Annotated in this window: 14 protein-coding genes and 1 tRNA gene; 4 read left to right on the top strand and 11 right to left on the bottom strand. The window is 38.0% G+C overall.

All coding sequences use genetic code 11. The features are described from left to right. Nucleotides 1–10: 10 nt before the first annotated feature. Both BUC16_RS04730 and BUC16_RS04725 read left to right on the top strand, forming a co-directional pair. Nucleotides 11–1333, top strand: coding sequence for a hydroxymethylglutaryl-CoA reductase, degradative (locus tag BUC16_RS04730; protein WP_073368310.1), 1323 nt, complete (start codon nucleotides 11–13; stop codon nucleotides 1331–1333). Between the two features lie 86 nt (nucleotides 1334–1419). After that, entirely contained in the window at nucleotides 1420–2337 is a 918-nt protein-coding gene (locus tag BUC16_RS04725; RefSeq protein WP_073368308.1) for a GYDIA family GHMP kinase, read from the top strand. Nucleotides 2338–2524: 187 nt separating this feature from the next. Here BUC16_RS04725 and BUC16_RS04720 read toward each other — a convergent pair whose 3' ends face one another. From BUC16_RS04720 to BUC16_RS04690, 7 genes are all read right to left on the bottom strand, one after another. Further along, complete coding sequence (locus BUC16_RS04720) at nucleotides 2525–2911, bottom strand: hypothetical protein (protein ID WP_141226080.1); 387 nt, start codon at nucleotides 2909–2911, stop codon at nucleotides 2525–2527. Nucleotides 2912–3158: 247 nt separating this feature from the next. Continuing rightward, entirely contained in the window at nucleotides 3159–5258 is a 2100-nt protein-coding gene (locus BUC16_RS04715) for a peptidylprolyl isomerase (protein WP_073368305.1), read from the bottom strand. Between the two features lie 109 nt (nucleotides 5259–5367). Further along, entirely contained in the window at nucleotides 5368–6627 is a 1260-nt protein-coding gene (locus tag BUC16_RS04710) for a hemolysin family protein (RefSeq protein ID WP_073368303.1), read from the bottom strand. Nucleotides 6628–6629: 2 nt separating this feature from the next. Beyond that, complete coding sequence (locus BUC16_RS04705) at nucleotides 6630–6824, bottom strand: hypothetical protein (RefSeq protein WP_073368301.1); 195 nt, start codon at nucleotides 6822–6824, stop codon at nucleotides 6630–6632. 17 nt (nucleotides 6825–6841) lie between these two features. Further along, complete coding sequence (gene lptC, locus BUC16_RS04700) at nucleotides 6842–7396, bottom strand: LPS export ABC transporter periplasmic protein LptC (RefSeq protein ID WP_073368299.1); 555 nt, start codon at nucleotides 7394–7396, stop codon at nucleotides 6842–6844. 53 nt (nucleotides 7397–7449) lie between these two features. Beyond that, complete coding sequence (bamG, locus tag BUC16_RS04695) at nucleotides 7450–8703, bottom strand: BamG family beta-barrel-assembly machinery protein (protein WP_073368298.1); 1254 nt, start codon at nucleotides 8701–8703, stop codon at nucleotides 7450–7452. Beyond that, nucleotides 8696–9430, bottom strand: coding sequence for a type III pantothenate kinase (locus BUC16_RS04690; RefSeq protein WP_073368296.1), 735 nt, complete (start codon nucleotides 9428–9430; stop codon nucleotides 8696–8698). The genes bamG and BUC16_RS04690 overlap by 8 nt, the downstream gene beginning before the upstream one ends. Before the next feature lie 97 nt (nucleotides 9431–9527). Here BUC16_RS04690 and BUC16_RS04685 point away from each other — a divergent pair. Next, nucleotides 9528–9603: transfer RNA gene (locus BUC16_RS04685), tRNA-Phe, on the top strand. A 195-nt stretch (nucleotides 9604–9798) separates the two neighbouring features. Here BUC16_RS04685 and BUC16_RS04680 read toward each other — a convergent pair. The 4 genes from BUC16_RS04680 to BUC16_RS04665 all read right to left on the bottom strand — a co-directional run bounded on the left by BUC16_RS04680 (nucleotide 9799) and on the right by BUC16_RS04665 (nucleotide 15461). After that, entirely contained in the window at nucleotides 9799–11487 is a 1689-nt protein-coding gene (locus BUC16_RS04680) for a sodium/sugar symporter (RefSeq protein WP_073368295.1), read from the bottom strand. A 151-nt stretch (nucleotides 11488–11638) separates the two neighbouring features. Continuing rightward, nucleotides 11639–12964 (bottom strand): xylose isomerase, encoded by a 1326-nt coding sequence (xylA, locus tag BUC16_RS04675; protein WP_073368293.1) that lies wholly within the window; start codon nucleotides 12962–12964, stop codon nucleotides 11639–11641. A 7-nt stretch (nucleotides 12965–12971) separates the two neighbouring features. Further along, nucleotides 12972–14456, bottom strand: coding sequence for a xylulokinase (locus BUC16_RS04670; RefSeq protein ID WP_073368291.1), 1485 nt, complete (start codon nucleotides 14454–14456; stop codon nucleotides 12972–12974). Between the two features lie 3 nt (nucleotides 14457–14459). Then, nucleotides 14460–15461, bottom strand: a complete 1002-nt coding sequence (locus tag BUC16_RS04665; protein ID WP_073368290.1) for a GntR family transcriptional regulator — start codon at nucleotides 15459–15461, stop codon at nucleotides 14460–14462. 248 nt (nucleotides 15462–15709) lie between these two features. Here BUC16_RS04665 and BUC16_RS04660 point away from each other — a divergent pair, with 248 nt between their 5' ends. Then, nucleotides 15710–16741, top strand: a complete 1032-nt coding sequence (locus BUC16_RS04660; protein WP_073368288.1) for a LacI family DNA-binding transcriptional regulator — start codon at nucleotides 15710–15712, stop codon at nucleotides 16739–16741. Nucleotides 16742–16749 lie beyond the last annotated feature (8 nt).

The raw sequence follows: 16749 nt of genomic DNA, 5'->3' as shown, positions 1-16749 counted from the left end.
TCCAAAAAACATGAGCAACGCCGTCGCCGGATTTTCAAAATTATCCAAAGAAGAAAAAATAAACTGGATTGCCAAAGAATATTTTCCAAATCCCGAAGAAGCCATTTCCATTATTAAAAACTATTGGAATGCGGACGAAAAACTCCAAAAACTGCACGATGAATTCATAGAAAACACGATAAGCAATTTCTATATTCCGCTTGGCGTCGCACCCAATTTTTTGATTAACGACAAATACAGCAGCATTCCCATGGCGATTGAGGAAAGCTCCGTAGTCGCTGCTGCTTCGAAATCGGCGAAATTCTGGTCCACTCGCGGCGGATTCAAAGCTACCGTTATCGACACCGAAAAAATAGGACAAGTCCATTTTATATTCAAAGGAGATGAATCGAAACTGGAACTGTTTTTCACCCAAATCAAAGACAAATTCTTCACCAACACCGAAAGCATTACCAAAAACATGCAAAAACGTGGTGGTGGAATTCTGGATATTGTCTTGAAAAACAAAACCAATTTATTGCCCAATTATTTTCAACTGCACGCCACTTTTGACACCAAAGACAGTATGGGCGCCAATTTCATCAATTCGTGTTTGGAGCAATTTGCCAAAACCTTGAAAGAAGAAGCCCAAGCATATCCTTTGTTTTCTGAAGAGGAAAAAGACATCGAAGTCGTGATGAGCATTCTGTCGAATTACGTTCCCAATTGCATTGTTCGTGCCGAAGTTTCCTGTCCCGTTGAAGACCTGGTCGAAAAACACATCCCGAATCCAAAAGCCTTTGCCGAAAGATTCGTTCGTGCCGTTCAAATTGCCGAAGTGGAACCTTTTCGAGCCGTAACCCACAACAAGGGAATCATGAACGGAATCGACGCCGTCGTGCTAGCCACGGGCAATGATTTCCGCGCCGTTGAAGCCGGAATTCACGCTTACGCTTCCCGAAACGGAAATTACACAAGTTTGTCACACGCCAAAATCGAAAATGATATTTTTAGTTTTTGGCTGGAAGTTCCGTTGGCTTTGGGAACCGTTGGCGGATTGACGTCATTGCATCCATTGGTAAAATTATGTTTGGAAATGTTGGAAAATCCATCTGCGGAAGAGTTGATGCAATTTGTGGCTGTTGCCGGTTTGGCACAAAACTTTGCCGCTTTGCGCTCGTTGACCACCACGGGAATTCAGGATGGCCATATGAAAATGCACTTGAACAATATCCTGAACCAGTTTGAAGCCAATGACGAGGAACGCCATTCGATTCGCAAACATTTCAAGCACCACGTCGTTTCCCATAGCGCCGTTGTTGATTATATTGAAAATTTAAGAAAGCAAATTTAATATCAACCACAAATTGCACAAATTTTCACAAATTAATTCGTGAGAATTTGTGCAATTTGTGGTTAAAAGAGAACCCAATAAACTAAATGAAGAAAGAATTTTACAGTAACGGAAAACTACTAATCACGGGAGAATACCTGGTTCTTGACGGCGCCAAAGCCTTTGCATTGCCTACCAAGTTTGGACAAAACCTGATTGTGGAAAAAGGAGGCAACCAAGAAATAAAATGGACAAGTTTTGATTCGGACGGAAGCATTTGGCTGGAAGAAACACTTTCGTTTGAGGATATTTTCAAAAAAAACATTTCCGACACAGTATCGTCCAAAAGAAACACTTTAATAGAAATCTTGCACCAAGGACATTTATTAAACCCTGATTTTATTTCTAAATCAGCAGGTTTCCACATCACGACTGAGCTGACATTTCCAAAGAATTGGGGCTTGGGAACTTCCTCGACCTTGATAAACAATATTGCGCAATGGCTGGAAATTGATGCCTTTGTGTTGCTGAACAACAGTTTTGGCGGCAGCGGATACGATATTGCCTGTGCCCAAAACAACAATCCTATTTTGTATCATTTGGAAAACGGAAATCCTGTTGTCGAAAAAGTAACTTTCGAACCTGAATTTACCGAAAATTTGTTTTTCGTCTATCTAGACAAAAAGCAAAGCAGTAAGGCAGCCATCGCTTCTTATTACAACAACAAGAACGAGGATTTGGCAGAAAACGTCACCCTAATTGACTCGCTGACAAAAGAGGTTTTAAACGCAAAAAACCTTCGAGAATTTGCCACCGCATTGGAAGAACACGAAGCTGAAATGAGCAACATTCTTGAAATGAAAACCATAAAAGAATCCTTGTTTCCCGACTTTAACGGCATCATCAAAAGTCTTGGAGCTTGGGGAGGCGATTTTGTATTGGCCATCGCCAAAGAAAACCCGACTGATTATTTCAAGGAAAGAGGTTTCAAAACCATCGTTTCTTATAAAGACATGATTTTGTGATTCTAGGAAATTTTATTTGTTTATATGTTCTCGTTGGTGGGCACGGTTTATAAAACCGCGCTATCCAACAAGAGAATATTTACCGCATATCAGCGCCATCTGGGATTGTTAGTTTTGGAGCTGACAGTATAAGTGTGTGATTTTCTATGTTATTTAGATTTGACAAGCATCATAAAAATACCAAAAACTATTTAACTTTAATCATCTCGGCTTTCGATTCGAAACCGTCTAATTTATAAGAATACGAAATTGTATTATTATTTATATCTAAAATTTTGACAGTCATTTTTTTTCCTATCATATTATCGTAAGCCCTATTGTTGATTTTGAGATAAATCAATTCATATTCACATTCTGATGTCCAATAAATTGAAAATTCAATTTTTAAGTTTCGTTTTTTATTGATTTCAATTTGTGAATGAGGTGTTCTAATAATCTTACATTCTGAACCCGAATTTGGGTCAAAATAAATAAATTCCCCTGTTTTGAGATTTTCACAATCCAGTGATTCTTTAAAACTATGCGTAAAAAATCCAATTATTAAAATTATTGTGAATTTAAGCAATTTCTTCATTTGCAAGTGGTATTTATAATGATTACTACCTTGTTTATTTAGCAAATATATAAATAAAACTTTACAGATTATTATTAAATTGTTATATCATTTCACCCTATAGCGCGGATTTTCAACCGTGCACATTCCAATCGTCTACCAACCAAATCTACTAAAAATATCATTCGTTTCAGAAAAACAATTAGATACCGTCAAAACAAAAAAAATCCCGATTGCTCGGGATTTTTATATTTAAAACAGTGTTAATTTAGTAATTAAACTTACCTCTGTTGTCTTCAATTTTTGCAATATCTTTTAAAGCTGGAACCACTCTGTTGGCATCACCTGCGCTTTGCGCTTTTAATTTACTCACGTAAGCTGCGTGGCTTTTCAATGCTGGCGCTTTGAAAGTGCTTTTGTTCAACACTACATAAACTCCAGTGTTTCCTTCAATTGGAGAAGAAAGTTTTCCTGATGCCAATGCGAACGCGTTTCCAACCACTTTAGGCTCTTGACCAACTCCACCCACTAAAACAGGATTGTCCATGGTAACGTCTACCGCTTGTTGAATTGGCGCACCAACTGCTTTTGCAATGGCTTCCAATGAACTTCCAGCCATTTTAGCTTTGATCAACTCGGCTTTTTTCTTGTTTTTAAGAATTGGCTCTACATAAGATCTAACCATATCGACAGCCATCAAACCTTCAGCATTCACTTTTTTAAGTTTGGCAATCACGTGACCCAAATTAGCCACTTCAAATCTTTTAACGGCTCCAACCTCTGTTCCGTCTTCAAATGCCCATCTCACGATATTTCTTTGGTTACCCAAAGGCCCGAAAGACTCGTCCATCCCTCTTGCAGTAACCGGCATTGCCACAGTCAATTTCATTGCTGCTGCAGTTTTGGCAAAATCTTTCTCGGTAGCATCCATTTCAAATTTGGTTGCTTGAGTAAACACTTTATCCGAAGTTGCTTCTGAAGCATCCACTTTCTGTGCAATGGTAGCCAAACGAACTCCATCTTGCTTGTCCGTTACTTTGATGATGTGGAAACCAAAAGGAGTTTCTACCAAACCAACTTTTCCGATTGGGTTAGCGAAAACAAAATCATTGAAAGGTTTCACCATTTGGTTTGGGCCAAAAAATCCTAAATCACCGCCTTGTTGTGAAGATGAATCATCAGATGCCGTGAAAGCCAACATCAAGAAACTATCTGGATTGGCATTCACTTGAGCCAAGATAGCTTCTGCTTTTGCTTTAGCTTCTTCTTTAGTTCTTTTTTCTTTGGTGTTAGGTGTTTGAGAACCTTCGTAACCAATAAGAATGTGGCTTGCTTTTGCATTTACCCCAACTTTTCTACCCAATGATTTAGAAATACAATAGTATTTTCCGAACATGTAAGGACCATAAATTTCACCTGGAGCCAAGTTGTATAATTTGTCGGCATCAACAGCAGGCAAATCTTTTTTGGCTACATAAGTAGAATCATAAGGAACGTCAGAATTTGAATTCACGAATTCAACAACGTTTGTAGCTGATCTGAATCCTGGCAAAGTATCATTTTTTCCGGTAGCTTGATTGTACACCACGCTTCCAGACAACAAACCGTTTATTTTAGCTTTTACTTCAGCCACGTCTTCTGGAGAAGCTTTGTCTTCGATCAACACATATTCTATTTCACGAGTTTCGTCGGCTTTGTATTTTTTTTCATTTTTCTTCATGAAAGCAACGATATCGTCATCAGAAACTTTTACATCGCTGTCTTTAATGGTAGAATACAATCCGGCAACATAAGCAAAGCTTGCTTTGTTGGACTCCATTTCATATTTCAATTTTCCTTCGCTTTCGGTAGTGTAAATTCCAGCTTTTATCAAATTGTTGTAAATTTGAAATTTGGCATTCAACTCGGCATCTTTTTCACGATCTTTCAAGAACTGTGCCTGCTCTGGATTTGACTTGAAATATTCCTTGAATTTAGCTTCGTCAAACATTCCCCCAGCATTCAAGAACAATGGGTTTTTCCCGATGTTTTGATCCGCTTTCAACACTTCCATTATGTGTTTTGCACCCACTCTCAATCCTAATTTATCAAATTCAGATATTAGCAAAGCGATGGTAACTTCTTGATCCCAAACTCTATTTGCGGCTGCGGTTGCAGTAATTCCTTGTTGACTTTTTTCAACATTACTCACTTTTACCCTGAAGTCTTCAAATGAAATATCTTTCCCATTTATACTTCCCACATCTTTAGAATTCCCTCCGAAGCTTCCTTTATCAAAAAGACTTGGTACTAGAAATGCAAATAATGCGAATGCAATAACCACTATCATTAAAGCGGAACGTTGTCTAATTTTTGCTAAAACTGCCATTTTTATTGTTGTTAATTTTTATATTCAGTTTGCGAAAATACAATTATCTAATTAATAATTATAGTAGTAGCACTATAATTTACAAGAAAATTTGATTTACTAAAAAAAATCAATCTTTTATTGTCATTTTAACCAATTCTATTTTCTTGTTTGTGGCTTCTTCTATAATAAAATGGAAGCTTCCAATGGTAATTACATCTCCTTTTTGAGGAATTTCTTTGGTGAAATCCACAATAAAACCGCCAAGCGTGCCGTAAGAATCGCTCTCTGGAATAGTAAGTTTATACGTTAGATTCAAATATTCGACATCCAATCGAGCCGAGAAAACATAAACACCTTCTTCCAGTTCATTTTCGGTCAATTCTTCGTCCGAATCGTGTTCGTCTTCGATTTCGCCAAAAAGTTCTTCAATTATGTCTTCTATGGTAATAATTCCCGAAGTTCCTCCGTATTCATCCAAAACGACAGCCACGCTTTTCCGTTTTTTGGTCAGCAAATTCATGGCATCCTTGATATATATTGTTTCCGGCACAAATTCAACCGGAATCACGATCGACTTGATGTTTTTTGGTTTTTTGAACAAATCAAAAGAATGAACGTATCCAATTATGTCATCGAGGGAGTTTTGATAGACCACAATCTTGGAATAACCTGTTTCAATGAACAAGGTTTTCAATTCGGCAACGGAATCAAACAAATCAACCGCCACAATTTCTGTTCTTGGACTCATCACGTCGCGGGCTTTTACTCCCGAAAAATCCAGGGCATTTTGAAACATTTGAATCTCGGAGTCCATCTCTTCGTTGTCTTCCACCGTACTCATTTGCTCGGTGATGTAATTCCCGAGTTCCACTTTACTAAAATACAGGGGAATTTGGTCGCCTTCGGTTTTGAAAAATCGTTTCAACACAAAATCAGAAACCCAGATAAAAAATGTGGATATATAATAAAACAACACGTAAAAAGCATAAGCCGGAATGGCAAAAGCCTTAATGAAAGTATTGGCATAAATTTGAAAAAAAACCTTGGGAAGAAACTCCGCCGTTATCAACACTACCAATGTCGAAATCAGGGTTTGAATGACCAAGTTCAGCAAGTCCGAAAAATGAAATCCAAAAAGCTGGATCCAATACATCAATAAATCACCCATAAAAAAACCATAAACCACCAAGGCTATATTATTGCCAATAAGCATTGCGGCAATAAATTTTGAAGGTTTCTCCGTAAGTTTTGTAAGGATATTCGAAATAAAACTATCTTGTTTTTTCTCTATTTCAAGATATATTTTATTGGAAGAAATGAAGGCTATTTCCATTCCCGAGAAAAAGGCGCATAGTAGTAAACATACTATTATAATACCTATTTCCATAATTAGGGTTTCTTGTTTCTGTCTTCAAATTTATTGGCAAATCTTCTTCTAAAAAAGAACATGAAAACAGAAAGAACGGCAATCCCCAGGAAAAGGAAATGTTGGTCGTTGTCCTGATCCCAAATTTCTACAGCTTTAATGGTAAAAAAAACGGCTGCAACAAGATATATGTATTGGGTATATTTAAGGTAATTCATAATTGAAATGTGTAAATTTAATCAGCCGACAGTACTTCGCCGACTATACTTTGTGAATTGATAACTTTAAAATCTTTACTAAAGTCGATTCCTACTCCGTTTGAAACTCCTTTGGGATCCGTAAATTTAAATCTTTTTTCGGTATAAAACCATTCGTTTTTTTGGTCAAAATACAATTGGTCCGTTTCCAACGTTTGCCCATCTTGCGAATTAATTTTCACGTTCCCTACCAAATCAATAATGTTTGTCGACTTGAAGGAAGTGGCATAATCCGATTTGATGTAGGTCTTTTTTCCGTTTTTATCGTACAAAGTGACGTCAATCCCTTTTGGAAATTCCGTAAACGGAAAATCAACACTGGCATACTCCCGCATTTTTGGACTGACCAACACTACGGTTATACGACCGGAATCCGTGTATTTCAAATTTATTTTGTCGGCTTCGCCACTGGGAACAAACTCCGAAAAATTGCTTTTTTGCACCTCCTTAAAATTACTTTCACATCCAAAAAACGATGTTATGGCCAGAACCAAAACAGGCGCAAGGATTAGGTATTTTTTTAATGAAGTCATACGTTAAGCACGAAGCTGTTGGTGATTATTTTAGAGGACAGGAAAATAAAATTTTAAAAGAATTTACGTTTCACGAACCATTTGTCGTTCAATGAAAAACTCACCATTAAACTGAAATAGTTTTCCTGAACCAAATTATGTGAAGTAGTTCCTTTTTGTCCGTATTCCAAGCCTACGTTGAAATTAGACAAAGAGCCCGTAATAGGCAATCCCATTCCAAAGTTCAACGACACATCGTTTATTGAAGTTGAATTGACAATAAGTCCCGTTTTTTCATATTTGAATCCACCTCTATAAGTAATTCTTTCAAGATAACTTGAAAAAGGATTGGAGTTAGGCGTATAATATCCACCTATGCTGTATCTTTCGGAGTTTTCATAACTTACATCATCGATGGTGTTGTAATTATTTGCCAAATTACCCGAACCTTGAACAGCAATCTCCCCACCCAAAAGCCATTTCTTGGAATCTCCAATTCCTGCTCCAATTGCTAATTTTTTAGGTAATTTCAAATCAGCCTTGCTGGTTTGTTCCGGCAAAACATCCACCAATTGCAAATCATAAACCGAATTATAAGATACCGTCGCGATGGTTCTCGTGTTTTCAGCTTTCAAAGTACTTCCAGGTGAATAATACAAACTGCTGAACACAGACAATTTATCAGTAAGTTTGGCTTTGTACATCATCCCGATATTGAAGTTCACGCCCGACAAAGTGACAACATTCATCTCACTGGATCCAGTTGAAACTTCTGGAATATATTCCAAACTTTTACTTTGAATTTTCCCAAAGTTGTAATACGCATTCACCCCAACATTCAAATTCTTGACCACATTATATCCAAAACCCATGAAAACTCTGTTCAAACCACCCCAACCATTAAAACGTTTGCTGATTTGGGTCGGGTCGGGATTCTCGTTTGCAATTCTGTATCCTACAGAAGAATAAGGAATCAAACCAAAAGCTCCTCCAAATTTTTGGCCCAAAGGAATCCCTAAAGCCAAATAATCCAATGTTGTTTTTTGGGCAGTGGCCGATTCGGAACCTGATTTTTGTTTGGTATAATTACTTGCTCCACCAATCGTGAAAGCAGTCCATTTTAAATTGGCATAAGATGCTGGATTTTGCAAGTTAATGTGGGTACTGTCTTGGGCGATTGATATGCCTCCCATAGAACGGTTTTCAAGCGTCCCACTAAATTTTATGTCACCAATTCCATAAAAAGAATAAGGGGAAGAAGTTCCTTCTTGGGAAAAAGAAACAAGCGTCATAAATAAACAAGCACTTATTATAATTTTTTTAATCATTTTTGATTTTATATTGAAATAGTTGGTTCAAACTTTCGAGAAGGAAATTTGAATTGGCAAATATGGTATTTTTTAATCGTTTAGCCAAAAAAACTGTGTCTCCACCCGTTAAAATTATTATAAATTTTGGATACAATGCCTCATATTCGGCTATGAAACCGTCAATTTCATGGACCAATCCATTTACAACTCCGGAATGAATGGATTCCGAAGTGGATTTCCCGACAAAATGTTCCGGGCTTTCCAATTCCAACAACGGAAGTTTTGCAGTGAAATTATGCAAGGCGGCATATCGCAAGCCCAAACCCGGCGAAATCGCTCCACCAAGATAATTGTTGGATTCGTCGATAAAATCATAAGTAACGCAAGTTCCCGCATCGATAACCAGCCGATTCTGGTTCGGGAACTGCAAAGTTGCGCCAGCGGCATTCACCATCCTGTCAATCCCCAACGTTTGAGGAGTTGAATAGCAGTTGACAAACGGAAAAGAATCACTATGGGAAACAAAATGTATATTTACGAGGTTTTCAAAGGCGGAAAAAGACTGTTTTTCCACGTCAGAAACTGAAGAAACCATCAAATGGGATACTTTTTCATATTTATTTAAAATATTTTGAATATTTTTTTCAAGTTCCGTTTTCAAGAAAACAAAGTTCTCCAAAACGGTAGCACCCTCAAAGACAGCCGCTTTAATTCTGGTATTCCCAACATCAATCGCTAGAATCATAATTTATCTTTAACGGCACGAAGATACGAATTGATTTTTTTTTAAAATTGTTTTGGATAAATTAAAAATCGTTCTATATTTGCACCCGCATTAGCACGGTGCCTTAGCTCAGATGGTAGAGCAATGGACTGAAAATCCATGTGTCCCTGGTTCGATCCCTGGAGGCACCACCAAAACCCACTCAACTCGAGTGGGTTTTTTGTTTTTAACCTACTTTGGTTTTGTTTTGAAATTTCCAAAAAACTCTTTTTCAGCACTATTTCACACATTCCTTACCGTCCAAAAACAAGAAAACCGAGATTCGACAATAGTCAAATCTCGGTTTCAAGTCTACAAGTTTAGTTATAGAAAACCTTATGGTTACAATCCTACCAGAAAACAGAATACAAGGCCACGAGCACACCGCATATAATCAATGCTCCTGCAGCAAAACCATTGCTTACTTTAAACATGGCAGTGTCAACTTCCAATCCTTTTACTTTAACACCTTTTTTGGCATCGTACAAACTGATTAAAATCATCAACAAAACACATACTCCAAATACAATTCCCATTCTATCCAAAAACGGAATTTCATAAAGCCTTGTTTTATCTTCTTGTTCCACCAATGTCGCAAATCCTGTACTGTACAAGAATTCCAAATTCATGAAACCAGGCAAGAATTTGAGTATTACCGACAATACAAATCCTCCAACGGTGGCAAACATCGCTGCATTGGAACTTGTTTTTTTCCAGAAGAAACCCATGATAAACATTGCAAAAATACCTGGACTTACAAATCCGGTGTATTCTTGTATGAATTCAAATCCTCCTTTTTTGTCAATTCCCAAAAAGGGAGCAATAACAACTGCCAACAGCATGGCTGCAACAACCGTAATCTTCCCTACTTGCACCATTTTCTTTTCGGAAGCATCCACGTTAATTTTTTTCTTGAAGATGTCCAAGGTAAAAATAGTGGAGATACTGTTTACTTTTCCCGCCAACGATGCCACCACGGCAGCCGTCAAGGCAGCAAAAGACAATCCTTTCAATCCAACAGGCAACAAGTTCAACAATACCGGATATGAGCGGTCTGGGTTTATGATTCCGTCAGGCCCCAACATTTCGGTTTGCAAACCTCCCTTGGTGTAAATCACGTAAGCTGCAATTCCGGGCAAAACCACGATTACAGGCATTAATAATTTCAAGAAAGCCGCAAACAAAATTCCGCTTCTTGCCGTCTTTAAATCGGCTCCCAAAGCTCTTTGAGTGATGTATTGGTTACATCCCCAATAATTCAAATTCACGATCCACATTCCTCCGAACAAAACCGTCAATCCAGGTAAACTTGGGAAGTTGGCATTGTCTTTTTTGAATATCATGTGAAAATGGTCTCCAGATTGATCCAACATATAATTGAACCCCTGGACCATTCCGCTTTGTCCGTTTAATTCGGCTACTTTGTCCAATGCCAAATAAGTGGTCACCAAACCTCCAAATATCAAGAACACGACCTGAACAACATCGGTATATCCAATTACTTTCATTCCGCCCAATGCAATAATGATGGCGAAAAATGCCAATCCGTACATGCATAAATTGATTTCAATTCCTGAAATCCCGTTGATGGCCAAGGCTCCCAAATAAAGAATGGAAGTCAAATTCACGATTACGTAAAGCAACAACCAAAAAACGGCCATGATCATCGCCACGTTTCCGTTGTATCTTTCGCTCAAAAACTGGGGCATTGTATAAATCTTGTTCTTTAAATAAACCGGAATAAAAAATACGGCTACTATGATCAAGGTCAAGGCTGCCATCCATTCGTAGGTCGCAATGGCCAATCCCATCTTGAATCCGTTTCCAGACATGGCGATAAATTGTTCCGATGATATATTGGAAGCAATCAATGATGTTCCGATTGCCCACCAAGTCAAGGATCCTTCCGCCAAAAAGTAATCATGCGAGGCCGATATCGACTTTGTTTTTTTGCGTATGTAAACGGAATAGCCGTATCCTGCAACTATAAAGAAATAGACAAGAAAGACTAGATAATCTGCCAATTGTAATGTGTTCATAAATTAGGTTGTGGTTAAATTAAACAATTAAGTTAGTTGATATTGAGTTTTTTTTAAAATTAGAACAAATAAAAAGGTGTCTGGAAAGCCTTTAACTATACAATTAAATGTTTCCGACACCTTTAATTATTCAAAACTAATTCAAAATATATTAAATGTATTGATTAATGATATTTTCGAACAACTCTTGTTTACCGCTTTGCAATGAAAGTTCTCCGTTTTCTTGAGCTATTTTGTACAAATCTTGCATGGACAATTTTCCTTCTTCAAATTCTTTTCCTTTACCAGCATCGAATGAGTTGTAACGTGCTGCCCTCAATTTATCATAAGCCGATGAAGTAATGATTTTGTCTGCAGTCAACAAAGCTCTTGCGAAAGTGTCCGCTCCACCAATGTGTGCAAGGAAAACATCTTCCATATCGGTTGAATTTCTTCTGATTTTGGCATCAAAATTAACTCCACCACCTTGTAAACCACCTGCTTTCAAGAACACCAACATTGCTTCGGTAGTTTCTTGAATGTTGTTTGGGAACTGGTCTGTATCCCATCCGTTTTGGTAATCTCCCCTGTTGGCATCCAAACTCCCCAACATTCCCGCTTGTGCAGCCACGTCAATTTCGTGTTGGAATGTGTGTTGCGCCAGAGTTGCGTGATTCACTTCGATATTCATCTTGAAATCATTCTCCAACCCTTGTGCACGTAAAAATCCAATTGCAGTGGCACAATCAAAATCATATTGATGCTTCATTGGCTCCATAGGTTTTGGTTCAATGAAGAAGTTTCCTTTAAATCCTTGCGCACGAGCATAATCACGAGCCATTCTCAAAAATTGCCCCATATGATCCAATTCTCTACCCATATCGGTGTTTAACAACGACATGTATCCTTCGCGTCCTCCCCAGAAAACATAATTCTCACCGCCTAAAGCAATTGTGGCATCCAAGGCTAATTTTACTTGTCCACCTGCTCTTGCCACTACGTTAAAATCAGGATTGGTAGAAGCACCATTCATGTAACGAGGGTTCGAAAAGGCATTGGCAGTTCCCCAAAGCAATTTTACGCCAGAAGCCGCTTGTTTTTCTTTCAAATAGTCGGTAATGGTTAGAATTCTTTTTTCAGACTCTCCAAAAGTTGCTCCTTCTCTAATTAAATCGTAATCGTGGAAACAGTAGTAACCGAATCCCATTTTTGTTGTAAATTCGAATGCTGCATCCGCTTTGTCTTTGGCTGCTTGAACTGCATCTGATGCTTGATCCCAAGCAAAATTTTGTGTTCCAGGCCCAAATGGATCAGAACCTTGCCCACAGAAGGTATGCCAGTATGCGATGGAAAATTTAAAATGATCACGCATTGTTTTACCAGCCACGATTTGGTCTGGATTGTAATATTTGAATGCCAACGGATTATCTGATTCCTTTCCTTCAAATTTAATTTCGCCAATACCTTTAAAGTATTCTTTATTGCCTAAAGTTGCCATTTTTTGTTTATTTATTTATTATTAATTCTAGTTCATTTTTCCAAAGTTGATAGGCTTCTAAATACGGTTGTTTGTCTTTAAAAGGCATATAAGTCATCACGTGGTCGTTGTCCGTGATGTATTTTCCGAAAGTTTCAAAATCGCCTTCGTGAAGACCCGATGCTCTTGCCGCGCCAATGGCTCCAGTAGTATTGTATATTTCTATTTCGTGTCCGATAAGTGTTGCCACGGTATTGGAGAAAATCTCGGAACGGAATAAATTATCGTTTCCTGCACGCATTATGTTTACTTCAATTCCATCAGATTTCATGATTTCCATACCATACACAAATGAAAAGGCAATTCCTTCCAAGGCTGCACGACAAATATGTGCTTTACCGTGATTGTTCAGATTGACGTTTACCAATCTGGTTCCGATGTCTTTGCTGTTGAGCATTCGTTCGGCTCCGTTCCCAAAAGGAATCATGCAAACCCCATCAGAACCTACCGGAATGTCCGAAGCAAGATTATTCATTTCTTCATAAGAGGAGACCGAAAGATTATTCAGCAACCAACGGTATTGAATTCCGGCTCCATTGATGCACAACAATTTTCCAATTCTTGGGTCATTCCCTTTTTTGTAGTTGACGTGGGCAAAATTATTGACTCTTGAACTTTCTTTTACGGACAAACTATTGGTCATTGCATAAACTACACCCGATGTTCCGCCTGTTGCAGCCACTTCGCCTGGATTAAAAACGTTCAACGAAAGTGCATTGTTGGGCTGATCTCCTGCCCTGTAAAAAATGGGAGTTCCTTCGGCCAAGCCGCTTTCTTCTGCTCCTTTTTTATCTACGTTAGATTGGATGCAAAAAGTATCAACAATGTCTGGAACAAGTTCAGTCGAAATACCATAATGTTCAAACAAGAAATTGGCGAAAGTATCGTTTTTAAAATCCCACATAATTCCTTCAGACAATCCCGAGATGGTGGTATTAATGACATTGGATAATTTATAGGCGATGTAATCACCCGGCAGCATAAATTTATGAATCTGATTGTAAACTTCCGGCTCGTTTTCTTTGACCCATTTCAACTTTGAAGCCGTGAAATTTCCGGGAGAATTCAGCAAGTGTTCATTGCATTTTTTTTCGCCGATACCTGCAAAAGCTTCATTTCCTATTTCAACAGCACGACTGTCGCACCAAATTATCGATTTTCGCAAGGGCTGACCTGCTGCATCGACCAAAACCAATCCGTGCATTTGATACGAAATCCCTATTCCTTTTATTTGGGTTCTGGAAATGTTGAATTTCTTCTTCAATTTGGCAACTGCATTGCAGGAATGTTGCCACCAATCTTCCGGTTTTTGTTCTGCCCAACCATTTTTCAGGGCAAGCATGCTCATTTCGGTTTCTGGCTCTTGGACTACGCCAATGCTTTTTCCGGTTGCAATTTCCACGATAGCCACTTTCACCGAAGAGCTGCCTATATCAAATCCAATGTAATACATAACTTATAATGATTCTCTAATTACTAATTTTGTCGGTACGTAACACTGCATCGGTTCGTCTTTCGTAATAAATTCGGCTCCTTTGGTTCCCAATTCCTTGAAATCTGTTGAAACCACCGAAATTCCTTTATAGATGAATTTTTTCATTGGCGTTTCATTGTAGGACAAGAAACCAACATCAACACCAGGTTCAAAATCTTTTTCTCGACATTGCTCCAAGAATACGCCAAGCATCCTGTCACTCACTCCTACATAAGCCTTGTTTTTCTCTATGTCGAATTCCTTCGGATTGGTAATAACATTGTAATCAAATCCAAATTCCTTGCAAAATTTCTTGAAAAAAGTAACCGTCTCGATTGGATGATTGGTAAAATTGGGATACACGAAATCTATTGATTTGTATTTCCTGAACAAGTCCACGGCCTCTGTCAACGATTCATAAAAAGCTTTTCCGAAATCCTGGAAAACATAATTGTTCTTTGGTTTGGAATGAATGTTCCAGTCAATCAACAATAATTTTTCATTGGAAATATTATTCAATACCGAAGCCACGTCTTTATGGTCAAAATTCATCACGACATATTTGTAATACTTGCCAACACTGTTGTTGATGATGGTTTTAAAATTGTCGATGTTGTAATGGTGAAATTGTACGTCGGTAATGATATTGTCGGGCAAATTATTCACGAAGGAGTGATATAAAACCTCTTTATACGCCTTGAAAGTATCCAAAACCAAAAGCACTTTTCGGGTTTCACCAGCTACATAATAACCTTTATTGGGTACCGATTCTATAACGTTTTGCTCTTTCAAAATTGAATACGCCTTGAAAACAGTATCCCTGGAGAGTTTGTTATCTTTGCAAATATTATTTACTGAAGGCAACAAATCGCCCTTGTTCAAGAAATTTTCAGCAACCGCATTATTGATGGAATTTACCAATTGCTGGTACTTGGGAATATCACTTTCGTGATTAATATTGAAGACAAAGCTCTTTTCGTTCATAATTTGCGTACTGTTCTGTTCCGGTACGCTAAAGTAATTGTTTTTTTTAATATAAAAAGCATTAAAGCCTCTTTTTTTTCTAAAAACTTATTATATTGCGAATATACTTCATTACCACTAATATTCCCGATAATAAATCAAAAACGGAGTGTTATTTATTTTATTACAATTTGATTAGTTCACAAGATTAGTTAGAGAATACCGTTAGTCAAAAAACAGTATATTTGTTATTCATTTTTTTTAATTATATGGAAGAAAATAAAGATGTTACCATCTACGACATTGCCGAAAAATTAAATCTTGCGACCTCAACCATTTCAAGAGCGTTAAAAGACCATCCGACAATCAGTAGTAAAACGATTAAAAAAGTAAAAAAAACCGCCGAGGAAATGGGCTATGTCCCCAATACTTTGGCAGCGGGATTGAGAGGCAACAAAACCAACACCATAGGCGTTTTAATCCCGACCGTTACCCAGCCCTTCCTTTCTTCATTGATTAGCGGGATAGAAATAACGGCTCGAAAATCAGGATACAACGTAATTATCATGCAATCCCATGACTCGTATGAAGAGGAAGTGAGCATGGCAAAATCATTGTACGGAAGCAGGGTAAGCGGCATTATTTGTTCCTTGGCAATGAAAACAATTGACACTTCTCATTTTCAACAGTTTGTCAGCAACAACATTCCATTGGTTTTCGTGGACAGAGTTCCCAAAGATTTCAACACCTTTCGTGTAATAATAGACAACTACGCCGCCGGCTACAAAGCCACGACACATCTCATCGAACAAGGCTGCACTCGCATCGGACACCTAACTGCCGGTTCCAAGTTCGGCAATCTATATACCGAAAGAATGAGGGGCTATATGGATGCTTTGAAAAAACACGGCTTGCCCGTGGAAGAAGAACTTATAGCCGATTTGAAAACCGTAACCTACGAAGAAGGCGTAAAATCAAGCAATAAATTATTGGATTTAAAAAATCGTCCTGACGGAATATTCGCGTCGGGAGATATCATGGCGGTAAGTGCCATACAATGCGCCAAAAAAAGAGGCATTAAAGTTCCTGAAGAATTAGCGGTTATAGGTTTTAACAACGACCCTATTTCCCAAATCATAGACCCCAATTTATCCACAATTACCCATCCTGCGGAAAAAATGGGACAAATGTCGGCTGAAATTATTTTAAAGAGTATTAAATTCCCCAAAAAGGACGAAGTGAAAGAGATTACTTTTTTGAACACCGAAGTATTGGTTCGCGAATCTTCAAAGAAAATATAAACCCATTT

Source organism: Flavobacterium fluvii (assembly GCF_900129545.1).
In the GTDB taxonomy this organism is placed as follows: domain Bacteria; phylum Bacteroidota; class Bacteroidia; order Flavobacteriales; family Flavobacteriaceae; genus Flavobacterium; species Flavobacterium fluvii.
Note: the sequence above shows the minus strand (reverse complement) of the source record. Positions and strands in the feature narration are given on the sequence as shown.